We start from the raw sequence: 21,571 nt of genomic DNA on the forward strand, positions 1-21,571 counted from the left end.
ATGACCCAAGCGTCGATACGCGCCTTCTGTCTGGCCGCGGCCGCGCTGTGGGGTACTGCGAACGCCGCCCAAGTCAGCGTCCACGACCCGGTCATGGCGAAAGAAGGCAACAAGTACTACCTGTTCAGCACCGGCCCCGGCATCACCTTCTACAGCTCGGCCGACATGCAGAACTGGAAGCCGGAAGGCCGCATCTTCCCGGGCCAGCCCAGCTGGGCTAAAAAGGCGGCGCCCACCTTCGACGACCACATATGGGCGCCGGACATCCAGTACCACAACGGGCGCTACCTTCTGTACTACTCGGTGTCCGGCTTCGGCAAGAACACCTCGGGCATTGGCGTGACCAGCAACGCCACGCTCGACCCGCGCGCGCCCAACTACCGCTGGGAAGACCAGGGCATGGTCCTGCAATCGGTGCCGGGCCGCGACCTGTGGAACGCGATCGACCCCAACGTCGCCGAAGACGGCAAGGGCAACGGCTGGATGGCCTTCGGCTCCTTCTGGAGCGGCATCAAGCTGGTCAAGCTGGATTCGAGCTGGACGAAACTCGCCGAACCGCAGGAGTGGCGCACCATCGCCCGCCGCGAGCGCCCGGCTTTCACGCCGGACGAGCAAGCCGGCGCGGCGCAGATCGAAGGACCCTTCATCTTCAGGAAGGACGGCTGGTACTACCTGTTCGTGTCCTGGGGCCTGTGCTGCCAGGGACCGAAGAGCACCTATCACGTGGTGGTGGGGCGCGCGAAGGACATCGGCGGCCCCTACCTCGACCGCCAGGGCAAGGACATGGCCTTGGGCGGCGGTTCGCTGGTCATCGAAGGCGACAAGGACTGGAAAGCGCTGGGCCATAACAGCGCATACACCTTCGATGGCAAGGACTGGCTGGTGCTGCACGCCTACGAGACGGCGGACAAATACAGGCAGAAGCTGAAGGTGCTGGAGATGAAGTGGGACAAGGAGGGTTGGCCGGTCGTCGATCCCGCAGACTTGAACCGCTATGTGAGCAAACAACTCCCATGAGACTGAAACGGATCGCAGCGCTGCTGCTGGTAATCGGCGCTGCATCCGCGGACGCCGCCGAGCTGTTCCCGTTGCGCGACGTGCGCCTGGGCCCCGGTCCCTTCCTCGATGCGCAGACGACGGACCTGCACTACCTGATGGCGATGGAGCCCGACCGCCTGCTGGCGCCCTTTCTGCGCGAGGCCGGCCTGGCCCAGAAGCAGCCCAGCTACGGCAACTGGGAATCCACGGGCCTGGACGGCCACATGGGCGGCCACTACCTGTCCGCGCTCGCCTTGATGTTCGCGTCGACCGGCGACCCCGAGGTGAAGCGACGCCTCGACTACTTCGTCGCCGAACTGAAGCGCGCCCAGCAGGCCAACGGCGACGGCTACCTGGGCGGTATCCCCGGCGGCCGCGCCGCGTGGCGCGACGTCGCCGCCGGTAAGCTCCACGCCGACAACTTCTCGGTCAACGGCAAGTGGGTCCCTTGGTACAACCTGCACAAGATCTACGCCGGCCTGCGCGACGCCTGGCGCTACGGCGGCAGCGAGGATGCGCGCGCGATGCTGATCGAGCTGTCCGACTGGGCGCTGCGCCTGACCAGCCATCTCGGCGACGAGCAGATGCAATCCATGCTGAAGAGCGAGCATGGCGGCATGAACGAGGTGCTGGCCGACGTCTACCAGATGACCGGACAGCGCAAGTACCTGGACCTGGCGCTGAAGTTCTCGCACCAGGCCATCCTGCAGCCGCTGGAGAAGGGCGAAGACAGGCTCACCGGGCTGCATGCGAATACGCAGATCCCGAAGGTGATCGGCTTCAAGCGCATCGCCGACCTGTCCGGCGACAAGAACCTGGAGCGCGCCGCCGAGTTTTTCTGGCAGACCGTGGTCGAGCACCGCACGGTCGCCATCGGCGGCAACAGCGTCAAGGAGCACTTCCACGACGATAAAGACTTCAGCCCGATGATCGACGAGGTCGAGGGGCCGGAGACCTGCAACACCTACAACATGCTGAAGCTTAGCGAGATGCTGTTCGCGTCGAGCGAGAAGGCGCAGTATGCGGACTATTACGAGCGCGCGCTGTACAACCACATCCTCGGTTCACAGCGTCCGGGCACGGGCGGCTTCGTCTACTTCACGCCGATGCGCCCGAATCACTACCGCGTGTACTCGCAGGTGGACCAGGCGATGTGGTGCTGCGTCGGCTCGGGCATCGAAAGCCATGCCAAGTACGGCGAGTTCATCTATGCGCACGACGCCGATGTTCTGTTCGTGAACCTGTTCATTCCCTCGACGCTGCAGTGGCACGAGAAAGGCGTGCGGATCGTGCAGGCCAACCGCTTCCCGGACCGGGCGGGCACGCACATCAGCGTCGACGGCGACGCGCATTTCACGATGAAGATCCGCTATCCGGCCTGGGTGGCGCCGGGCAAGCTGGCCTTGCGCCTGAACGGCCGCCCAATCAAGGTGTCGGGCAAGCCGGGCGAGTACGTCAGCATCGATCGTGCCTGGCACAAGGGCGACCGCGTCGACGTGAGCCTGCCGATGGCCACCCACCTCGAGCAGATGCCGGACAAATCGAACTATTACGCGGTCATGCATGGCCCCATCGTGCTGGCAGCGAAGACGAATCCCTTTTCGACCGAGCACCTGAACTTCCTGGCCGACGATTCGCGCATGGGCCACATCGCGTCAGGCCAGGTCTGCCCGCTGGAGTCGGCGCCGACTTTTGTCTCCGACCGCAAGGACTTCATGCGGCGCTTCAAGCCGGTGAAGGGCAAGCCGCTGACCTTCACCGCGCCGGGCCTGGTGCAGGGAGGGGCGGGTTCCTCGACCGAGTTCATTCCTTTTTTCCGGCTACACAACTCACGCTATATGATTTACTGGCAGCAGTCGACGCCGGGCGACTTCGCACGCATGCGGGCCGAGACCGCGGCCAGGGAAGCCGAGCGACTGGCGCTGGATGCGCGGACCATCGACCAGGTAGCGCCGGGCGAACAGCAGCCGGAGTCGGATCACTTTTTCGAAGGTGAAGGGACGGCTGCGGATGTCAATTCCGGACGCCACTGGCGCCATGCGACGAAGTGGTTCAGCTACCGCTTGAACGATCCGAAGGGGGAGGCCAGGGCGCTCAGGCTGACCTTCGCGCGCGTGGACGGCGGAAGGCGTTTTGATATCGTGGTGAATGGAGAGCGGATTGCCGAGGTCGAGCTGCCTGGCGACGCAACAGAGGAGTTCTACACCCGCGACTATGCGCTGCCAGCCGGCGCGCTGCAAAAGCGAAGCGGCACGCTGGAGGTGAAGTTTCTCGCGAAAGAGGGATCGGTGGCCGGCGGACTGTATGGCCTGAAGCTGCTGCGCTGATTCAGCTGCCGATACACATTATGGTATCAATAATGCCAAAAAAGTGATTGGATGAGCATCCCTCATCCGTCATACTATAAACACACAATAATACCGGAGACAAGTATGCCCCTCCCAACCCGCAGGACCTTCCTGGCCGCGGTCGCAGCCGCCGCATGCGCCGTTACGCTCCCGGCAAGCGCCGCCAAACCTCTCACGATCGGCTTCTCCCAGGTCGGCGCCGAGAGCGAATGGCGCACCGCGAACACCGCCTCGATCAAGGATGCCGCCAGACAGGCCGGCGTAAACCTGAAATTCGCCGACGCCCAGCAGCAGCAGCAGAACCAGGTCAAGGCGATCCGCTCCTTCATTGCCCAGCGTGTGGACGTGATCGCGTTTTCGCCGGTGGTCGAAACCGGCTGGGAGACCGTGCTGCGCGAGGCAAAGAACGCGAAGATTCCCGTTATCCTGACCGACCGTGCGGTCAAGGTCAGCGATCCGTCGCTGTACGTCAGCTTCATCGGCTCCGACTTCGTGGAAGAGGGCCGCCGCGCCGGGCGCTGGCTGCTGGACTACGCGAAGAAGAATGGCGACAAGCCGCTCGACATCGTCGAGCTGCAGGGCACTGTCGGCTCGGCGCCGGCCACCGACCGCAAGACCGGTTTTGCCGAAGCCATCGCCGCTAATCCGAAGCTCAAGATCATCCGCTCGCAGACCGGCGACTTCACCCGGGCCAAGGGCAAGGAAGTGATGGAAGCCTTCCTCAAGTCCGAGGGAAAGAAGATCAATGTGCTGTTCGCGCACAACGACGACATGGCGATCGGCGCCATCCAGGCCATCGAGGAAGCGGGCCTGAAGCCGGGCAAGGATATCGTCATTGTGTCGATCGACGGCGTACGCGGCGCTTTCGAGGCCATGAAGCAGGGCAAGCTCAACGTGACCGTCGAGTGCAATCCGCTGCTGGGCCCGACCCTGATGCAGACCGCGCAGAGCGTGGCGGCCGGCAAGCCGGTCCCGAAGCGCATCACCGTCGAGGAAGGCGTGTTCCCGGCCGAGGTCGCGGCCAAGGTATTCCCGACCCGAAAGTACTGAGCCGGCCATGGTCGACGCTCAAAGGCCGGTGCTCGAAGTCTCCGGCATCCACAAGCAGTTCCCCGGGGTGAAGGCGCTGCTTGACGCCGGCCTGCGCCTGTATCCGGGCGAAGTTCACACGCTGATGGGCCAGAACGGCGCCGGCAAGTCCACGCTGATCAAGGTGCTCACCGGCGTCTACCAGCCCGACGGCGGCAGTATCGTGCTGAACGGACAGGCGATCCGTCCGCGCTCCACCCAGCATGCGCAGGACCTGGGCATCAGCACGGTCTACCAGGAAGTGAACCTGTGCCCGAACCTGTCGGTCGCGGAGAACATCTTCATCGGGCGCTATCCGCGCCGCCTGGGAATGGTCGACTGGCGGAGCATGCGCCGCCGGGCGTCCGAGCTCCTGAAGCGCCTGCAGATCGACGTCGACGTCAGCAAGGCGCTGGCCGACTATCCGCTTGCGATCCAGCAGATGGTCGCGATCGCGCGCGCGCTGCTCGTCGAGTCGCATGTGCTGATCCTCGACGAACCAACCTCCAGCCTCGACGAGGCCGAGGTGCAGACCCTGTTCGGGGTGCTGCGCCGCCTGCGCGAGGAGGGAATGGCGATCCTGTTCGTTACCCATTTCCTCGACCAGACCTATGCGATTTCGGACCGCATTACGGTGATGCGCAACGGCGAGCGTGAAGGCGAGTACACCTGTGCCGAACTGTCGCGGCTCGCGCTCGTGAACAAGATGATCGGCGCACCGGCCGAAGCCCAGGAAGCGGGCGCGAAGGAGCAGGCGAACGGGCAGGCCGAACGCGGGCAGGTATTCCTGCGCGCCCGCGCAATCGCACGCAAGGGCGTGCTGGCGCCGGTCGATCTGGAGCTGCACCGCGGCGAGCTGCTGGGCCTTGCCGGCCTGCTCGGCTCGGGCCGAACCGAGACCGCGCGTCTCCTGTTCGGCGCCGACAGGGCGGACAGCGGCGGCCTCGAAGTCGATGGCAGGCCGGTCCGCTTTTCCAACCCGCGCGACGCCATCGCACAAGGTATCGGCTTCTGTTCCGAAGACCGCAAGCACGAGGGCGCGATCCTGCCGCTGTCGGTGAGGGAGAACCTGATCCTGGCACTGCAGGCGCGCCAGGGAGTCTGGCGCGCTATTCCACTGAAGCGCCAGCAGCAGTTGGCCACGGACTACGTCAAGTGGCTGGGCATCAAGACCGCCAGTATCGAGACGCCGATCGGATCGCTCTCGGGCGGCAACCAGCAGAAGGTGCTGCTGGCACGCTGGCTGGCCACTGAGCCGGGGCTCCTCATTCTCGACGAACCGACACGCGGCATCGATGTGCGCGCCAAGCAGGAAATCATGGATTACGTCAGCAAGTTGTGCCGCAAGGGCATGTCCATCCTCTTCATCTCGTCCGAGCTGCCGGAAGTGCTGCGTGTCTCGGACCGCATGGTGGTCATGCGCGACCGCAAGGCCTGTGGCGAGTACCGGCGCGGTGAGCTCGACGAAAGCTCGGTGCTGCGCGTGATTGCGGGGGAGGGCGCATGAACGCACGCGTGGATCCTAACCCGGCCAAGCCGACGGCGGCGCCCATGGCAACCATGACGACCATGCTGCTCCAGCATCCGCTGCTGCGTCCCCTCGCCGCGCTGCTGGTGCTGCTGGTCCTGGATGCAGCCCTGGTGCCGGGCTTCTTCCGTCTCGAAATGAAGGACGGTCACCTGTACGGTGCACTGGTCGACATCCTGAACCGTGCCGCGCCGCTGATGCTGGCGGCGCTCGGCATGACGCTGGTGATCGCCACTCGCGGCATCGACATCTCGGTGGGCGCCGTGGTCGCGCTGTCCGGTACCGTCGCGGCGATGCTGATCGGCGGCGCGACCGGCGACGCGCCGATGGGCATGGCGCTGGCGGCGAGCCTTGGCGTGGCCCTGCTGTGCGGTTTGTGGAATGGCGTGCTGGTGGCCGGCATCAAGCTGCAGCCCATCGTCGCGACGCTGATCCTGATGGTGGCAGGGCGGGGGCTGGCACAGCTGCTGACCGACGGCCAGATCGTCACGGTCTACTACAAGCCCTTCTACTTCCTGGGCAGCGGCTACCTGGCCGGCCTGCCGTTCTCGCTGTTCGTGGTGGCCGCCGTGTTCGGGGTGACGATGGTCCTGATGAAGAAGACCGCGCTCGGCCTGTTCATCCAGGCGGTCGGCATCAACCCGGTGGCGGCGCGCCTGGCGGGCCTGCGCACCGCAACGCTGATCATCTTCGTGTACGTGTTCTGCAGCGCCTGCGCCGGGCTGGCGGGGATGCTGATCACCTCGAACATCAAGAGCGCGGACGCCAACAATGCCGGCCTGCTGCTGGAGCTCGATGCGATCCTGGCCGTCACCCTCGGCGGCACCTCGCTCGCCGGCGGCAAGTTCAGCCTGATGGGCAGCATGATCGGCGCACTGATCATTCAGACCCTCACCTACACGATCTACTCGCTGGGCGTGCCGCCCGAGGTGAACATGGTCGTCAAATCCATCGTCGTGTTCGTGGTATGCATCTCGCAGTCGGGCGAATTCAAGCAACTGATCAAACGGAGGCCAGCGTGAGTACCTTGGCAAATGGCGCGCGCGGCATCTCGAGCGCGCCCTGGTTCACCTCGATGGTGACGGTGGTCCTGCTGGTTGCCATGCTGGGCGCCGGCGGCGCGGTCTATCCGGGCTTCCTGTCGCTGCAGGTGATCTTCAACCTGCTGATCGATAACGCCTTCCTGCTGGTGCTGGCGATCGGCATGGGCTTCGTGATCCTGTCCGGCGGTATCGACCTGTCGATCGGCTCGGTGCTGGCCCTGTCGACCATGGTCGCGGCCTGGCTGCTGCAGACGGCGCACTGGCACCCGGTGCCGGTAATCGCCGCCGTGCTGCTGATGGGCGCCTGTTTCGGGGCCGCGCAGGGCCTGCTGATCCATCTGTTCAAGCTGCAGCCTTTCATCGTGACGCTGGCCGGCATGTTCCTGGCGCGCGGGCTGTGTTACCTGATCAGCATCGAGTCGATCACCATCGATCAGCCTTTCTTCGTCGCGCTTTCCCAGACCCAGATTCCGATCCTGGGCGGCTTCCTCTCGCCAGGCGCCATCATCGCGCTGGTGGTGCTGCTGCTGGCGATCTGGCTGGCCCACTTCACGGCTTTCGGCCGGGCCGTGTATGCGGTCGGCGGCAACGAGCAGTCGGCTGCGATGATGGGGCTGAACGTGGGCGCTACCCGTATCGCCGTGTATGCCCTGAGCGGCTTCTGCGCGGCGCTGGGTGGTTTGCTGTTCGCGTTCTACATGTTGTCCGGCTACGGCCTGCACGGGCAGGGGATCGAGCTGGATGCGATCGCGGCGGTGGTCATCGGCGGGACCTTGCTCACCGGCGGCTACGGCTACATCGTCGGCGCGCTGTCGGGCGTGCTGGTGCTGGGCGCCATCCAGACTCTGATCGCCTTCGACGGCACGCTCAGTTCCTGGTGGACCAAAATCGTGATCGGCGCGCTGCTGTTCATCTTCTGCGTGGTGCAGAGGGTCATGGGCGGGCGCGCCGAATAATCGAATCAATCGGAGACCTTATGTTGAAACATGCCTTGCCGGCCGTCCTGCTGGCCGTTACCGCGCTCGCCCAGGCCGCCAACCCCATCACCAGCAAGATCTACACTGCCGACCCGGCCGCCCTGGTCGATAATGGCCGCGTCTACCTTTACGTCGGCCATGACGAAGCGAAGGAGGACGGCAAGGACTACCTGATGAACGAATGGCGCGTCTTCTCCAGCTGCGACATGCAGCACTGGACCGCGCATCCGAACCCGGTGCCGTACACGATCTTCCAGTGGGCCGGCCGCGATGCCTGGGCCAGCGACATCGCCAAGCGCAACGGCAAGTACTACCTCTACACCACGGTCGACCACAAGACCATTCCCGGCAAGGCGATCGGCGTGGCGGTCTCGAACAGCCCGACCGGACCCTTCGTCGACGCGCGCGGCTCGGCCCTGGTCACGAACGACATGACCCACGAGACCCCGATATCCTGGGACGACATCGACCCCGCCGTCTTCATCGACGACGACGGCCAGGCTTACCTGTACTGGGGGAATACGGTGATGAAGTATGCGAAGCTGAAACCGAACATGATCGAGCTGGACGGTCCGATCCATACCGTGGGCCTGGAAGCGTTTACCGAGGCGTCCTATCTGCACAAGCACGCCGGCAAGTACTACCTCTCGTATTCGCGCAAGTTTCCGGAAGAGACGGTCTACATGACCGGCCCCAGCGCCACCGGTCCGTGGTCCTTCGGCGGCCTGATCATGGAGCAGAACAGCAACGTCAAGACCATTCACCAGGCGATCGTCGATTTCAACGGCAAGTCCTATATCTTCTACCACAACGGCAAGCTCCCGGGCGGCGGCGAGTTCCGCCGTTCGGTCGCGGTCGAGGAGCTGCACTATGGTCCGGACGGGAAGATCCTGCCGGTGGCGCAGACGACGCAGGGTCCGGCGGCCAATCCTTCGGCGTCGTGCAAGTGATGCAGAATCCGGTAAAGTATGGCCAAAAGCAATATCCATAATGATATGATGTATTGATGGATACGCCCAACCCGAACTGGTTCCTCAAGGCGCGCCTCAAGACGCGCCAGCTCCTGCTGCTGATCGCGCTCGACGACTATCGCAACATCCACCGCGCGGCCGACGAACTGCACATGACCCAGCCCGCCGCCTCCAAGCAGATCAAGGACCTGGAGGAGATGCTGGACGTAAGGCTGTTCGAGCGCCTGCCGCGCGGGATGGAGCCGACCATCTACGGCGAGACGATGATCCGCCATGCCCGCATGGCCCTCACCAGCCTGGCGCTGGCGCACGACGACATCGTGACCCTGAAAGCCGGCCTGACGGGCCAGGCGGAAGTGGGCGTGATCATGACCCCGGCGATGGCCCTGCTGCCGCGCGCCATCGCGCGGGTGAAGGAAGAAGCGCCGCTGCTGCGCATCGGCGTGCAGCTGGAGGCCAGCAACGTCCTGCTCGACAAGCTCCAGCACGGCACCCTGGACTTCATGATCGGCCGCATCTTCGACACCATCGATACGACCGGCCTGATCTACGAGGAGCTCACCGAGGAGCCGGCCTGCGCGGTCGTGCGCCCCGGCCATCCGCTGCTGCTGGAGAACCGCGAGCTCACGCTGAAGGACATCGCGCCGCTGCCCTGGATCCTGCCGCCGAACGGCAGCATCCTGCGCTACCGCTTCGACATGATGTTCCGCCGCGCGGGGTTGGAGCCGCCGGCCAACGTGGTCGACACCACGGCCATGCTGGTCATCACCGCGCTGCTGCAGCAGACCGATTCGCTGCACGTGATGCCGCTCGAAGTGGCGCAGTACTACGCCTCGCTGAACGTGATGCGCATTCTCCCTATCGAACTGCCTTGCAAGATGGATGCCTTCGGCATCATTCGGCAGCGCGATCACTTGCTGTCGCCGGGCGCCGACTTGCTGCTGCGCGCGGTGAGGGCGGCGGCTGCGGAGATCTACTGAAGCTCTGCTTTTCAGCGTGTCGGCACGATGCCGGATTCGCCGGCAGTGCATTGAGGCGGACGAGGCGTGGCGCGTGTATGCACGGATAGCACTGTCGGGGCCGTGCAAATCGTTATCAGATTGCAATTTAACCAATTAGCTCGGATAAGCATATCGGTGGTCAGAAGCCCGTTGTTGACTTCATGGTGCCGACCGGGAGGTACTGAGTCGCGATCTAGGCAATAGAGTAGAGCGCTGATCACGACCATCGGGATTCACGGTCAAGATCGTGTCGTCCACGGCTCCGGCCAGGTACGCCCGTGATGGCGATTACATGTTCGGGTAATTCGGCCCGCCGCCACCCTCCGGCGTGACCCAGACGATGTTCTGGGTCGGATCCTTGATGTCGCAGGTCTTGCAGTGCACGCAGTTCTGCGCATTGATCTGCAGGCGGTCCTTGCCCTCGTCCGTCTTCACGAATTCGTAGACCCCCGCCGGGCAGTAGCGCTGTTCCGGACCGGCGTACTTGGCCAGGTTGATCTCGACCGGCACGTTCGGGTTTTTCAGGGTCAGGTGCACCGGCTGGTCTTCCGCGTGGTTGGTGTTCGAGATGAACACCGAGGACAGGCGATCAAAAGTCAGCTTGCCGTCCGGCTTCGGATACACGATGGGCTTGAAGCTCGATGCCGGGCGCAGGCATTCGTGGTCGGCGTGCTGGTGGTGCAGGGTCCACGGCGCCTTGCCCTTGAACAGGATCTGGTCGATGCCGGTCATGATGGTGCCCAGGACCAGGCCCTTGCTCATCCACGGCTTGAAGTTGCGCGCCACGTGCAGTTCCTCGTGCAGCCAGGACTGCTCGAAGGCGGCCGGGTAGCTCGCCAGCTCGTCGTTCTGGCGGCCTTCACCCAGTGCCGCGAAGGCGGCGTCGGCTGCCAGCATGCCGGTCTTGATCGCGGCGTGGCTGCCCTTGATGCGGCTGACGTTCAGGAAGCCGGCATCGTCGCCGACCAGCGCGCCGCCCGGGAACACGGTCTTCGGCAGCGACTGCAGGCCGCCGGCGGTGATCGCGCGGGCGCCGTAGGAGATGCGCTTGCCGCCTTCGAAGAAGTGGCGGATCTCCGGGTGGGTTTTATAACGCTGGAATTCCTCGTAGGGCGACAAATACGGGTTCTGGTAGGCCAGGCCGACCACGAAGCCGACCGCGACCTGGTTGTTCTCCAGGTGGTACAGGAAGGAGCCGCCGTAGGTATCGGAGGGCAGCGGCCAGCCGGCCGTGTGGATCACCAGGCCGGGCTTGTGCCTGGCCGGGTCGATCTCCCACAGTTCCTTGATGCCGATGCCGTAGGTCTGCGGGTCCTTGCCCTGGTCCAGGCTGTACCTGGCGATCAGCTGTTTGCCGAGGTGGCCGCGCGAGCCTTCCGCGAACAGCGTGTACTTGGCGTGCAGTTCCATGCCCAGCTGGAAATCCGGACCCGGTTCGCCGTCGCGCTTGACGCCCATATTGCCGGTGGCGACGCCCTTCACGGCGCCGTCGTCGTCGTACAGGATCTCGGCGGCCGGGAAGCCGGGAAAGATCTCGACGCCCAGCGCTTCCGCCTGCTGGCCCAGCCAGCGCACCACATTGCCCAGCGAGATCACGTAGTTGCCGTGGTTGGTCAGCGCCTTCGGCACCATGAACGACGGGGTCGCGTAGGACTTGGTCTCGGTCAGGAACAGCACGCGGTCTTCAAGGACGGCGGTGTTCAACGGTGCGCCCAGTTCTTTCCAGTTCGGGAACAGTTCGTTCAGCGCGCGCGGATCCATCACCGCGCCCGACAGGATGTGCGCGCCCAGCTCACCGCCTTTCTCGAGCACGCAGACCGAGACCTCGCGGCCCTGTTCCGAAGCCAGCTGCTTCAGGCGGATCGCGCTTGACAAGCCGGCCGGGCCGCCGCCGACGATGACGACGTCGTATTCCATCGCTTCGCGCGGACCGTATCCTTGCTCCAGCTTCATGTCAGCATCCAGGCCAGTCATCTTGTTCTCTCCTCATGCTGGTCATTGCGCATCGGGCTGCGCTTCGGGGCGGGCGTGCGCAAACGCCTCCAGGGCCTCACAGCGGGCCCCGATTGCAACGACGGTCGGGTACGGCGTCAGGTCGCAATCGAAACGCCGTGCGTTGTAGAGCTGCGGTATCAGGCAGCAATCCGCCATGGTTGGCGTATCGCCATGGCAGAACAGGCCAGTGTCGCGGCTTCGCACCAGCTGCTTCTCCAGAGCGGCCAGGCCCAGCGCAACCCAGTGACGGTACCAGGCCTGCTTCTGCCCGTCCGTGATGCCCAGCTCCGTGCTCAGGTAGTTCAGCACACGCAGGTTGTTGAGCGGGTGGGTGTCACAGGCGATCGCCTGCGACAAGGCGCGCACGCGGGCGCGGCCGCGCGCATCCGCGGGCAGCAGCGGAATCCCCTGGTGCGTGTCGTCCAGGTATTCGATGATGGCCAGCGATTGCGGCAGCACCAGGCCATCGTCCTCGAGCACGGGCAGCAGGTGGCCGGGATTCAGGGTATCGAACTCCGGGCGGAACTGCTCGCCGCCGTTCTTCGAAAGATGCACATACGCCTGATCGGCATGCAGGCCCTTCAGGTTCATGGCGATGCGAACCCGGTAGGACGCGGAACTTCGATAATAGGTATGCAGTTTCATCTTAGACGACCTCGACCGAAATCGGGGTCAGGCCGTCGACCGTGCCAAGCAGGCGTTGGCCGGACCGCACCGCGCCCACGCCTTCCGGCGTGCCGGTCATGATCAGGTCGCCCGGACGCAGTTCGAACAGGGTCGAAAGTTGGGCGATGGTTTCGCTGACGTTCCAGATCAGCTTCGCGAGGTCGCTGCTCTGTACCGTCACGCCGTCGACGCTCAGGGCGATGGCGCCGGCGTCGAGCAGGCCGCAGTCGGCGATACGGGTGATCGGGCCGATCGGTGCGGAATAGTCGAAGGCCTTGCCGATTTCCCACGGACGGCCTTGCTCGCGCATGCGCATCTGCAAGTCGCGCCGCGTCATGTCCAGGCCGACGGCATAGCCGAAGATGTGGGCGGCGGCGTCCTCGGGGGCGATGTCGCGCCCCTGCTTGCCGATCGCGACCACCAGTTCGATCTCGTAGTGATAATTTTCGGTGCGCGGCGGATAGGGCAGCGTGATGCTTGCTCCGGCCGGCACCGGCACGATCGACTCGGCGTCGTTCGGTTTGCAGAAGAAGAAGGGCGGCTCGCGATCGGGATCGAAGCCCATTTCGCGGGCGTGAGCGGCATAGTTGCGGCCGACGCAGTAGACGCGGCGTACCGGAAAGCGGGCAGTGCTGCCGTTGACCGGCAGACCGACGATGGGCTGGGCAGGGATGACGAATTGAGCGTTCATGGTATGTCGTTCCAGATGATGATTATTCGGAAAGGAATTCTTCGCGCAGCTGGCCGATCGCTTCAAGCACCGGGCGGTCGGAGAAACTGAACAGCACCGCGTCCTCGGCGGCCTCGAGGGTCAAGGGAGACCAGGACGGCACGACGAAGGTGTCGCGCGGCGCGAACTCGAAACGGCGTCCGCCGATGATGGCCGCGCCGTGGCCTTCGACGACGCTGTAGACGGTGCCGTCGGTGCTGCGGTGGGGCAGTCCCCGGAAGCCGGCCGGCAGCAGCTGCATGCACGCGCCGATGGTCGGCATCGGTGCGCCGCCGGTGAGCGGATTCACGTAGCGTAGCTTGACGCCGACCCAGGCATCGATCTCCTGCTGGCGGCGCAGCGTCTCGAGCGCCTCGCGCGAGCGCTCGTAGGGATAGTTGAAGATCGGCGAGCTGGTACCGGCGTGCAGCTGGCGTACCGGCGCCATGTTGTGGCCATAGGCCGCGTAGCTGCGTCCCTGCGGGCGGGCGATCGGCTGGCTGGCGGCGTCGCCGTTTTCGGCGAAGCCGCCGTTGAAGAAACGCGTCAACGGGATGTCCAGGCCGTCGAGCCAGACGACCGGTTCGCTGACGCCGTCGATCCCCGGATTGCCGTGGTCGTGCCAGGTCCAGGATGGCGTGAGGATGAAATCGCCCGGGTGCATCATGGTGCGCTCGCCGTCCACCGCCGTGTAGGCACCCTTGCCTTCGACGATGAAGCGCAGCGCCGACTGGGTGTGGCGGTGGGCGGGGGCGATCTCACCGGGCAGGATCAGCTGCAGGCCCGCGTACAGCGAGTTGGTGATCGAAGCGCTGCCGGCCAGGGCGGGATTTTCGAGCACCAGAACGCGGCGCACGGCTTCCTCGGCCGTAATCACCTCGCCGGCCCGGGTCAGGTGTGGCAGGATGTCCTGGTAGCGCCACAGGGCGGCCTCGTAGGCGGGCGTGGGCTGGCGCGGTACCAGCGTATGCAACGACTCCCACAACGGCGACAGGTTCAGTGCCCCCATCTCCCGGTAGAGGGTACGGCGGGCTTCGATCAGATCGTGGTTCATGTTCATTCTCCTTGCGTTCTCAAGCGTCGGCAGCCAGGCAGGCGGCGGCGTTCCAGTCGTACAGCCAGGCCAGGGCATCGTAGAAGCCGGCGTCGCTGCGGCCTTTCCACAGGTCGTTGCGGACCAGACGTTCGACGCCGGCGGCGTGATACAGGCGACCCATTTCACGTACCGACAGCACCACGCGGGCGGTGCGGGCAATCCGGGAACGCTGGTACAGCGCGAACGCGGCCTCCATGTCGTAATCGCAGCGGCGTACCGCCGCACCGAGGGTGACCGCGTCCTCGAGCGCCATGCAGGCGCCCTGGGCGAGGTATTGCATCATCGGGTGGGCGGCGTCGCCGAGCAGCGTGACGCGGCCGCGCGTCCAGTTGTCGACCGGATCGCGGTCGGCGGTGCTCCAGCGGCGCCAGCTGGACGGCAGGTGGAGCAGCTTGCGCGGCAGCTCGGCGATGCCGGTGAAGTAGGACAGTACCTCTTCCTTGCTGCCGTCGGTCACGCCCCACGACTCCTGTTCGCGGCTGTGGAAGGTGACGACGAGGTTGTACTGCTCGCCGCCACGCAGCGGGTAATGCACCAGGTGGCAGTTCGGTCCGGCCCAGACGACAGGAGCGTTCATGCGCAGCTCCTCCGGCATGGCGGCGACCGGCACCACCGCGCGGTAGACCACATGCCCGGAGACGCGGACACCGTCGCCGAGCACCGTTTCGCGGGCCACCGACTTCACGCCATCGCAGCCGACCAGGAAGTCGGCGTGATAGCGGCGACCGTTGCTGTCGGTGACGGCCACCCCGCGCTCGTCCTGGTCGATCGACGTGACCTGACAGGATGTCACCAGTTCGATGCGCGGATTGCCGCTCACCTGCGCCAGGATGGCGGCATGGATGTCGGCGCGGTGGATGACCGCGTAGGGATTGCCGAAGCGGGCGCGAAAGGCTGCGCCGACGTCGAAACTCGCGACCACGCCGCAGTCGACCGCATCCATCATCACCAGGCGCTCGGTGAACACCGCGCGCTGGCGCACCAGTTCGCCGGCGCCGAGCGCATCGAGAGCGGCAAACGCATTCGGGCCGAGCTGCAGGCCAGCGCCGATCTCGCCCAGTTCGGCAGCCTGTTCCAGCACGGTGACGTGCAGGCCGAGCTGCGCGAGCGACAAGGCCGCCGCGATGCCGCCGATGCCGGCGCCAGCGACGATCACCGACGGTAATGCTGAGTCAGTGGGAAGCATGAAGAGTCTCCTTTTCTATGTAGGAATCGAGCGAGTGTGCCGATTCATGGTTATTTGAGAAACTGATGAAGCCTGATGAAGAGAATCCGGAAATTAAATAATGTTGTCGACACGGACCTGAGCCCCGGGTTGCCGGGATCTTCGACGGGAGAGACAGGATCGCAAGGTGGCCCGGCGGCTGCCGGCGAAAGCTAGCCGGCCAGGAGCTTGGTCAAGGTGCCGCGCGCCACCTCGGCCGCCGCCGTTACCAGTGGATTGCCCGGCTGCTGCGCCGGCAGCACCATGCACAGCGTGGTTTCAAGGGCCGGTTGTTCGATCTTCTGCCAGGACAGCATGGGCAGTCCCGCGCCTCGCCCGACCAGGCGCGGCATGATCGAATAGCCCATGCCCTGCGCCACCAGCTCCATGGTCGAGTAGGATGCGTCGACCTGCAGCGTGACGTTCACGCCCAATCCCAGGCGTGCGGCGGCCGACTCGACCGCCACCCGCACCGAGTGATTCCCGTGCGGGAGGATCAGCGGCAGCCTGGCGACCTCGGACAGCGTGACCTGGCCGTCGTCGGCGCCAACCGCAGCGGCGCCGATCAGGTACAGGGGTTCCGTGACGATCGGCGTGATCTTGATGTTCGGCGATGCCGCCGGGTTGTAGAGCAGGGCGAAATCGAGTTGGCCCAGCAGCACCGCATCGTACAGCGCGCCGGACAGGCCTTCGACGACGCTGATCGCGGCGCGCGGGAACAGCGCCGCCAGTTCCGGCAGCAGCGCCGGGATGCCGGCCCGTCCGATGCTCGGCGCCATGCCGATCGCGAGCTGGCCGGAGAAGGCCGACTCCGAGTCGCGCAGCGCGATGGCGGCCGAATCCATCAGGTGGAGCACGCCGCGTGCATACTCGAGGAACTTCTTGCCTGCTTCGGTCAGCAGGACGCCGCGCCCGTGCCGGTAGAACAGGCTGGCGCGCAGCTCGACTTCGAGCGCGCGAACCTGGCGGCTGAGGGTCGACTGACCGATGTCGAGCAGGTCGGCGGCCTTGATGTAGCTGCCGGTTTCAGCGATGCGCACGAAGTGGCGGATCTGGGAAATCTCCATATTGGCTCAGCAATCCAGGCAGGTGTCGTTCAGGCAGGCAGCCGCACCGGGCGGCCGTGTTCGCGGCGTGCCGCGATCGTCTTTTCCAGGCGCGCCGCCGAGTGCTGCAGGCGCGCCAGCCATTGCCGGATCTGGCCGAGGTCCGCCGCCGGCGGCAAGGCGCTCAGCCGAAGCACCAGCAAGACTTGCCCGGCGGCGTCGCGCACCGGCACCGACAGGTGGCGCACGTCATAGCGCGCGCCGTCCAGCAATTCGGCGGGCTCGTGCAGGCCGGCGCGTGCCTTGGCCGCCGCCAGCAGGCGCCGCTCCTGGCCCGGCGTGCGGTGCGGGTTCGAGTACAGCGCCACCATCTCGTCCAGGTTTTCGTCGTCGCCCGCACCGTGCAGCGCGATCGACCAGCCGCGGCTGCGCACCCGTTCCAGCTGGGCCAGCGCATCGTCGATCGTCTCCTGGTCCGGGCGGCCAAGCCGCTTCAGCCATTCGGCGTCGCCCGGCGCCCCCGGACTGCCGACGAACAGCGGCCCCAACGGGGGTGCGCACGGCACCCGGAAGCCGAGCCGGCTGCGCAGGCGGAAGTGGGGCGACTGGTTTTCCACCGCCACGTAGACGACGTCGCCGCCGACCGCCGCGATGATGCTGCATTCGGCGTTCAGCTCCGTGGCCACGGCTTCCATCTCGTCGCGGCCGATCTCGGCCAGCTGCACCGCCTCGATGGTTTCGCGCTCGGCCGCCGCCACCAGCGGTCCCGGCGAGAAGCGTCCATAGCCGCGCTGGAAGAACAGCAGCGGCGCCGTATCCCGTTCCAGCTGCATGTCGAGCACGCCGCCCAGCACGATGTAATGGTCGCCGACCTCGGTCACGCTCGCGTAGTCGCAGTCGATCCAGGCGACGACGCCGTCGAGGACCGGATTGCCGGCGGGGCTGGGGTGCCATGCCAGGCCGGCGAACTTGTCTTCGGCCGGCGAGGCGAAATGCTGGCACACCGCTTCCTGGTCGGCCGCGAGGATGTTCACGCAGAAGGTCGGGGAGCCGCGCATGCGGGCGAAGGTGCGCGACGTCTTCATCGGCAGGTAGCCGATCAGCGGAGGAACCAGGGAGACCGAGGTGAAGCTGCCGATCACCATGCCGGCCGGGATGCCGTGGTCGTCGATGCAAGTGACGATGGCGACGCCGGTCGGATAGCTGCCGAGCACCTCGCGGAAGCGGGCGCCGTCGATTTGCCTTGCTGGGGTAGTGGCTTGCATATGTGTCTCGCTGTCTCTTCGTGGATGATTTTCGGGCGCCGCAAGGAAGCAGGAACGGGCCGCATTTTTTCTGATTATAACGTTCTAGAATAATTATTCAAGAAATTTAAAAGACGCGCGGTGCCTGCCTGTCCCGGCTCCCGACCGATGCAAATTCCGCATAGTAGCCTTGAAGGTATTCGACTTGTATGGCCAGGACGCAGGGCTAACAATGCCTGACGTTGACCGCCGAGAAACGCGGGTCAGGCAACCTGGAGACAAGTAGAACCATGGACAGATTGAAAGACAAAGTCGCCATCGTGTTTGGCGCGGGACCGAACATCGGTGGCACCATCGCTCATTTCCTGGCGCGGGAAGGCGCCAGCGTCTGCGTCACCGACGTGAAGGAAGATGCGGCCGCAGCGACGGCCGGCTTCATTCGCGAGCGCGGCTGGGAAGCGATGGGCCTGGCAGGCGACGCGCGCAAGGATGCCGACGTCAGGCGCATTGTCGAGGCGACCGTCGAACGCTACGGCCGCCTCGACATCGTGGTGAACATGGCCGGGCGGGTGCATTGGGACGACGTGCTGGGCATGCAGCTCGACGACTGGGAGGACTCGGTGGCGAGCTTCGCTACCGCCGGCCTGCTCGCGACCCAGCACGGCGCCGGCGCCATGCTGGACTGCGGGGCGCCGGGCAGCATCATCCATGTGATGTCGACCGCGGCCCATTTCGGCGAGGCCGACGGCGCCGCCTACTGCGCGGCCAAGGCGGCGCTGCTGAACTTCGCGCGTTCCGCGGCGATGGACCTGGCCCACCATGGCATCCGCGTGAATACCGTCACCCCCTGTTCGATGGAGCACCAGCTCTGGACCACGATGCGCGACGAGATGTTCGACCCGGACTGGCAGCCGCCGTCGCGGCGCGGCTTCTATTCGCGCCAGGAATACCTGGACCAGCTGCCGCTGCGCCGCTTCCCGCGCGCCGCCGACCTGGCCTGGGCCACGGTCTTCCTGGCGTCGGACGAATCGTCCTGCATGACCGGGGCAGACCTGGCGGTCGATGCCGGCCTGCGCCACAAGTACCCGACCTGGACCCCGGGCAAGCACGACCCGCGCGACATCAAGGACTACGCGCGCGCGACCCGCGTGACCCGCTACGGCGAAGAGCAGGAACTCCTGACCGAGCTGCTCGGCGAGCCGATCGACCGTTCCCAATAATCCACACGGAGACCCACATGGAGACTATCCAGGACCAGCGGCGCGAAGAGCGCGCCCAACAATTCAAGCAGCTCACCGAGTGCAGCCGCTGCAAGCCGATGGGGCGCCTGCTGCGCAAGTTCTGGCAGCCGGTCGCGCTGGCCGGGGACGTGGCGCCGGGCGGCGCCATTCCCCTGCTGATCATGGGCGAGGAACTGACGCTGTACCGCGGCGAAAGCGGCGCCCTGCACCTGGTGGGTGGGCGCTGCGCGCACCGCCGCACGCTGCTGCATACCGGCTGGGTGGTGGGCGAGGAGATCCGCTGCATCTATCACGGCTGGCAGTTCGATGGCAAGGGCGCCTGCGTCAACCGTCCCGCCGAAGCCAACACCGGCATGCCGCGCACCCGCATCCCGGCCTATCCCGTGCAGGAATACATGGGCCTGGTCTTCGCCTACCTGGGCGAGGGCGAGGCGCCGGCATTCGACCTGCCGCGCAAGCTCCTGCTCGAACGCGAGGGGACCCTGTTCGCGAACGGCCGCGAACGCTGGGACAACAACTGGTTCCAGCAGGTCGAGAACTCGCTCGACGCGGTCCACGTCAGCTTCGTGCACATGGCGCTGACGGTCGGCCCCTTCGGCAAGGCCGTGACCGGCGCGATTCCCGAGCTCTCGTACGAGGAAACCTCGTCGGGCATCCGCCAGACCGCCCGCCGCTCGGAGAACAACGTGCGCGTCAGCGACTGGACCTTCCCCAACAACAACCACGTCACCGTGCCCGGGCTGACCCCGGACGATCCCTGGATCGACGTGTTCGTGTGGATGATCCCGAACGACGAGCTGAACACGACCCGCTTCATGATCTACGGCCAGCAGCCCGGCGCCAGCGAGGAAGCGCGCACGCGCTTCAGGGACTACTTCGCGAAGTACGGCAAGTACGACCCGGCCGAGCACCACGATGAACTGTTCGCCTCGCGCGAGTGGAAGAATCCGGAAGACAGCTTCGTCGGCCTGACCGCCGCCCAGGACTATCTGTCGATCCGCGGCCAGGCCCGGATCACCGCGCGTGAGGACGAGATCCTCGGCCGTTCCGACCTCGGCATCGTCACCCTGCGCAAGCTGTTCTTCCGCGAGCTGGAGCTGCAGGAGACGGGCCAGCCGACCAAGGCCTGGCGCGCGCTGCACGACGCCGCGCCGCTGCCGAAGCAGCCTGGCCAGGAAGCTGCGGCCTGAATCGACCCTTCATCTCGTCCACGCACATTTATGCTCGATCTGACCCCCTACGACTCGCTCCCCGAGGAGCTGCTGCAATTTCGCGACTCGATCCGCCGTTTCGTCGACCGCGAACTGATCCCACTCGAACATGCCCTCGGCGCGAATGGCATGCTGCCGCCCGAACAGGCGGCCGCCCTGCGCGAGCGCGCGCGGCAGGCCGGCTTCTGGCTGATGGACGTGCCCGAAGAATTCGGCGGCCAGGGCCTGCCCCTGCTGGCGCTGGCCGTGTTCTGGGAGGAGGTCGGACGCAGCACCGTCGCCTCCTGGGTGCGCGATCATGGCCTGTTCGGGCCGATGGTCGGCCCGATCCTCCTCGGCCTGAACGAGGACCAGCGCACCCGCTACCTGCAACCGGTGCTCGACGGGACCAAGCGCTCCTGCTTCGCCCAGACCGAACCCGACGCCGGCTCGGACCCATCGATGATGCGCACGCGCGCCGTGCGCACCGCGACCGGCTACCGGCTCAACGGCGTCAAGCGCTACATCACGCGCGCCGCGGTGGCCGATTTCGCCATCGTCATGGCGGTCACCGATCCGGACAAGGGCGCGCGCGGCGGCGTCTCCTGCTTCATCGTCGACCTCGACGCCCCGGGCGTGAAGGTGGCGGGGTCGGAAAAAACCCTGATGGGCGACGCGCCGAGCGAGATCAGCTTCGAGGATGTCGATGTCCCGTTCGCGAACCTGGTCGGCGAGGAAGGCCGCGGCTTCGCGCTGGCGCAGGGCTATATCAATTACGGACGGGTGCGCCAGGGCGCGCACGCCTGCGGCGCCGCCGAGCGCTGCCTGGCGCTGACCGCGGAGTACGCCCACCAGCGCAAGACCTTCGGCCAGGTGCTGGCCGAACGCCAGGGCGTGCAGTGGATGCTCGCCGACGCCTTCACCGAGGTGTATTGCACCCGCCTGCTGGTGTACGACGCGGCGCGCAAGACCGACGCCGGCCTGGAAGCGCGCATGGAAACCTTCATGATCAAGACCTTCGGCGTGGAGGCGGGCTGGCGCATCGTCGACACCTGCATGCAGCTGCACGGCGGCATGGGGCTGACCGAGGACACGCCGATCGAGCGCTTCTGGCGCGACCTGCGCAGCTACCGCATTACCGAGGGGCCGACCGAGGTGCTGCGCACCACGCTCGCGCGCCAGATCCTGAAACACTACAGCTGATAA

The 21,571-nt window shown here is 65.8% G+C and carries 18 protein-coding genes; 11 read left to right on the forward strand and 7 right to left on the reverse strand.

Features of this window, described 5'->3' with window-relative positions; all coding sequences use genetic code 11:
* The 8 genes from AC1DOP_RS00345 to AC1DOP_RS00380 all read left to right on the forward strand — a co-directional run bounded on the left by AC1DOP_RS00345 (nt 1) and on the right by AC1DOP_RS00380 (nt 9,953).
* On the forward strand, nt 1–1,017 hold the full coding sequence (locus AC1DOP_RS00345) for a family 43 glycosylhydrolase (RefSeq protein WP_477249033.1): 1,017 nt from the start codon (nt 1–3) through the stop codon (nt 1,015–1,017).
* Entirely contained in the window at nt 1,014–3,365 is a 2,352-nt protein-coding gene (locus tag AC1DOP_RS00350) for a beta-L-arabinofuranosidase domain-containing protein (RefSeq protein ID WP_477249035.1), read from the forward strand. Before AC1DOP_RS00345 ends, AC1DOP_RS00350 begins: the two co-directional genes overlap by 4 nt.
* A 105-nt stretch (nt 3,366–3,470) precedes the next feature.
* On the forward strand, nt 3,471–4,436 hold the full coding sequence (locus tag AC1DOP_RS00355; RefSeq protein ID WP_477249036.1) for an ABC transporter substrate-binding protein: 966 nt from the start codon (nt 3,471–3,473) through the stop codon (nt 4,434–4,436).
* Nucleotides 4,437–4,443: 7 nt separating this feature from the next.
* Nucleotides 4,444–5,961, forward strand: a complete 1,518-nt coding sequence (locus AC1DOP_RS00360) for a sugar ABC transporter ATP-binding protein (protein ID WP_477249037.1) — start codon at nt 4,444–4,446, stop codon at nt 5,959–5,961.
* 44 nt (nt 5,962–6,005) lie between these two features.
* Nucleotides 6,006–7,004 (forward strand): ABC transporter permease, encoded by a 999-nt coding sequence (locus AC1DOP_RS00365; RefSeq protein ID WP_477249618.1) that lies wholly within the window; start codon nt 6,006–6,008, stop codon nt 7,002–7,004.
* A 53-nt stretch (nt 7,005–7,057) separates the two neighbouring features.
* Nucleotides 7,058–7,981: a galactofuranose ABC transporter, permease protein YjfF gene (yjfF, locus tag AC1DOP_RS00370; RefSeq protein WP_477249620.1), complete on the forward strand. Its 924-nt coding sequence runs from the start codon at nt 7,058–7,060 to the stop codon at nt 7,979–7,981.
* A gap of 20 nt (nt 7,982–8,001) precedes the next feature.
* The gene (locus tag AC1DOP_RS00375; RefSeq protein ID WP_477249038.1) at nt 8,002–8,952 is read left to right on the forward strand and encodes a glycoside hydrolase family 43 protein; all 951 of its coding nucleotides are present in this window, start codon (nt 8,002–8,004) and stop codon (nt 8,950–8,952) included.
* Nucleotides 8,953–9,008: 56 nt separating this feature from the next.
* On the forward strand, nt 9,009–9,953 hold the full coding sequence (locus AC1DOP_RS00380; RefSeq protein ID WP_477249040.1) for a LysR family transcriptional regulator: 945 nt from the start codon (nt 9,009–9,011) through the stop codon (nt 9,951–9,953).
* 309 nt (nt 9,954–10,262) lie between these two features.
* Here AC1DOP_RS00380 and AC1DOP_RS00385 read toward each other — a convergent pair whose 3' ends face one another.
* From AC1DOP_RS00385 to AC1DOP_RS00415, 7 genes are all read right to left on the reverse strand, one after another.
* Nucleotides 10,263–11,891 (reverse strand): electron transfer flavoprotein-ubiquinone oxidoreductase, encoded by a 1,629-nt coding sequence (locus tag AC1DOP_RS00385; protein ID WP_477249622.1) that lies wholly within the window; start codon nt 11,889–11,891, stop codon nt 10,263–10,265.
* 78 nt (nt 11,892–11,969) lie between these two features.
* Nucleotides 11,970–12,614: a maleylacetoacetate isomerase gene (maiA, locus tag AC1DOP_RS00390; protein ID WP_477249042.1), complete on the reverse strand. Its 645-nt coding sequence runs from the start codon at nt 12,612–12,614 to the stop codon at nt 11,970–11,972.
* A 1-nt stretch (nt 12,615) separates the two neighbouring features.
* Nucleotides 12,616–13,326 carry a fumarylacetoacetate hydrolase family protein gene (locus tag AC1DOP_RS00395; protein ID WP_477249044.1) on the reverse strand — a complete coding sequence of 237 codons (711 nt, stop codon included), beginning with the start codon at nt 13,324–13,326 and terminating at the stop codon, nt 12,616–12,618.
* Nucleotides 13,327–13,348: 22 nt separating this feature from the next.
* Nucleotides 13,349–14,398, reverse strand: coding sequence for a gentisate 1,2-dioxygenase (gene gtdA, locus AC1DOP_RS00400; RefSeq protein ID WP_477249046.1), 1,050 nt, complete (start codon nt 14,396–14,398; stop codon nt 13,349–13,351).
* Nucleotides 14,399–14,417: 19 nt separating this feature from the next.
* Entirely contained in the window at nt 14,418–15,626 is a 1,209-nt protein-coding gene (locus tag AC1DOP_RS00405) for a 3-hydroxybenzoate 6-monooxygenase (RefSeq protein WP_477249048.1), read from the reverse strand.
* Between the two features lie 191 nt (nt 15,627–15,817).
* Nucleotides 15,818–16,711, reverse strand: coding sequence for a LysR family transcriptional regulator (locus AC1DOP_RS00410; RefSeq protein ID WP_477249049.1), 894 nt, complete (start codon nt 16,709–16,711; stop codon nt 15,818–15,820).
* Nucleotides 16,712–16,740: 29 nt separating this feature from the next.
* Nucleotides 16,741–17,955 carry a flavin reductase gene (locus tag AC1DOP_RS00415; RefSeq protein WP_477249051.1) on the reverse strand — a complete coding sequence of 405 codons (1,215 nt, stop codon included), beginning with the start codon at nt 17,953–17,955 and terminating at the stop codon, nt 16,741–16,743.
* Nucleotides 17,956–18,224: 269 nt separating this feature from the next.
* Between AC1DOP_RS00415 and AC1DOP_RS00420 the strand changes: the two genes are divergently transcribed.
* The 3 genes from AC1DOP_RS00420 to AC1DOP_RS00430 are packed head-to-tail and all read left to right on the forward strand — an operon-like array spanning nt 18,225 to nt 21,568.
* Nucleotides 18,225–19,154, forward strand: a complete 930-nt coding sequence (locus AC1DOP_RS00420; protein ID WP_477249053.1) for an SDR family NAD(P)-dependent oxidoreductase — start codon at nt 18,225–18,227, stop codon at nt 19,152–19,154.
* Nucleotides 19,155–19,171: 17 nt separating this feature from the next.
* Complete coding sequence (locus AC1DOP_RS00425) at nt 19,172–20,365, forward strand: Rieske 2Fe-2S domain-containing protein (RefSeq protein ID WP_477249055.1); 1,194 nt, start codon at nt 19,172–19,174, stop codon at nt 20,363–20,365.
* A 30-nt stretch (nt 20,366–20,395) separates the two neighbouring features.
* Entirely contained in the window at nt 20,396–21,568 is a 1,173-nt protein-coding gene (locus AC1DOP_RS00430) for an acyl-CoA dehydrogenase family protein (RefSeq protein ID WP_477249057.1), read from the forward strand.
* Nucleotides 21,569–21,571 lie beyond the last annotated feature (3 nt).

Source organism: Massilia sp. 01N410 (assembly GCF_056399665.1).